The organism is Pseudomonas sp. RL (assembly GCF_000647775.1).
Classification (GTDB): domain Bacteria; phylum Pseudomonadota; class Gammaproteobacteria; order Pseudomonadales; family Pseudomonadaceae; genus Serpens; species Serpens flexibilis.
Genome location: NZ_JBOY01000019.1, coordinates 1 through 1,953 on the forward strand (window position 1 = coordinate 1; position 1,953 = coordinate 1,953).

Here is a 1,953-nt window from a genome sequence, read left to right on the forward strand (position 1 = left end):
CGCACCATCCCGGCGGCGGCCAGCCGGCCTGCCTGCCCCACCGCCAGCGAGCCGCCCACCGAGCGCAGCAGCGCCTTGCCGGCACCGGCCAGCACCAGGGACGAGCCGCCGGTTGCGATGCCGGCCAGCACATCGACGGCCAACTGCGGGGCGAATTCCACCAGGGCTTCCAGCGCGTAGATGCCGGCATCGGTCAGGCTGTCCACGTCCTCCCAGGACGCCACGGTCGCCGGGCTCTGCATGGCCTCCAGGATGTTGCGGGCCATCCCTTCCTCGCCCCACTCGGCCAGCGTGTCGAGGCCGGTGACCTCGCCCAGCGCGTTGGCGAAGCCGTAGAAGGTGCCCTGCAGGTTGTCCACGCCACGGTCCCAGGCACGGGACACGACGCCACGTTGGGTCGGATCGAACAGGTTGGTCGGTGCCCCGGCGGACGCCCGCAGGGCACCGGAGGCACTGGCGGCGGACAGCGCTTCCAGGCGCTCGGCACGGGCATCGGCCACCAGCTGCTGCCACTGGTGGGTGGCCGCCAGACCCTCGGGGGCCTTGCCCAGGGCGCGCTGAGCGCCACGCATGTAGGTGGTCTCGGTGGACCCGGGGCTCAGCCGATCCGACAGCGGCTGGGCCAGCCCGTCGGCGACCATTTCCGCCTCCAGGGACGGCCCGCCGGTGGGCGACTCCAGGGCGCGCAGATCACGCCCGTAGCTGGAGCCACGGGACTCGCCCGGCGCATAGCCGGCGTCCAGGCCCAGCTCGAGGGCATCGCGGGCTTGTGCCCAGCCCGGCTCGGCCGGCTTTTTCTCGGGGGCGTCGGCGCCAAAAAGGCGAATGGGTCGACCGTCCTGGTAGTACGTATCCCCGTCATAGACGTAACGGTCGGACATGAAAAAACCCCCGTAGCGGATGGCCTAAGTTTACCAGCGCAATGGGGTTTTGTTTGCTGTGCAAACGCCAATATTCTTCTACTAACGTCCACAAACACAAAAGCCCCGCTCACTAGAGCAGGGCTTTCATTTTATGCAACCAAAACTATGCTGTTACATGTCGTTTTACTTTGATTTCTATTTGCAAATCTGCTTTAGCAAGCAGATTCACCAGAGCGTCCAAGGAAAATTTATCAATTTTCCCTTTCAATAGATCGCTCAGACGTGGCTGCGTTACATGGAGACGCTCAGCTGCTTCTTTCTGCGTAACTCCCCAACTATTTACAACATCCGTCACCGCTCTGATCAATGTAGAGCGTACACGCAAGTTTTCAGCTTCTTCTGGCGACTCAACCAACGCATCCCACACACTGGAGTAGCGTTCGTTTGCCATACATTTACCCTCATATAATACACAATCTATATAAACTTCGAGTTACCTAGGAAGAAAGCTCCCCCTTCTACTGAAGGGGGAGCTGTCACTACCACGCCTCGCCGCGCTGATCAGCCCAGTGACTTCAATCTAGCCTTCGCCAGGTCGATGTCACGCTTTTCCGTCTTTTCAGTGGTTTTTGGGAAAGCATGTAATACATAGATCACGTCCCCCCTGTTAACCACATAAAACACGCGAAAAGCCCCGTCGTCACACGCAATTCGAATTTCCTTGACCCCTGGACCCACAGTTTTCATAGGTTTCCAGTCATCTGGCTCGCCTCCTTGCTGCAGGGTTTCAAGCTGATATCCTGCGCGTAATTTGGCTTCCTTGGGAAATTCTCGAAGGTCTTTCTTACTACTGCCAACAAACTCGATTTCTTTTTTGTTCTGGTACTGCATTGGGTCTCCCTAGCCGCCAATAGCGAGCGAAAATTAATCTATGCGCTTTCATACGATTTCCTCGTTAGTTCCATCTTCTTAGGTGCGTGGCGCTGCCGAAACTATGGCTTTTCTGCGACTCTAGCGCACCTTTCTCTGTGAGAGATTGCTGTGTTGCTGTGTTGCTGTGTTGCTGTGTTGCTGTGTTGCTGTGTTGCTG

Annotated in this window: 2 protein-coding genes and 1 pseudogene; all 3 read right to left on the minus strand. The window is 58.4% G+C overall.

The genetic code is table 11. The annotated features are described in order from the left end of the window. A pseudogene (locus AS93_RS18670) lies at positions 1-881 on the minus strand (hypothetical protein); the annotation flags it as partial. 145 nt (positions 882-1,026) lie between these two features. After that, entirely contained in the window at positions 1,027-1,314 is a 288-nt protein-coding gene (locus AS93_RS20110; protein WP_081798204.1) for an XRE family transcriptional regulator, read from the minus strand. A gap of 110 nt (positions 1,315-1,424) precedes the next feature. Further along, on the minus strand, positions 1,425-1,754 hold the full coding sequence (locus tag AS93_RS0104305; RefSeq protein WP_027589457.1) for a type II toxin-antitoxin system RelE/ParE family toxin: 330 nt from the start codon (positions 1,752-1,754) through the stop codon (positions 1,425-1,427). Between the last annotated feature and the right edge of the window lie 199 nt (positions 1,755-1,953).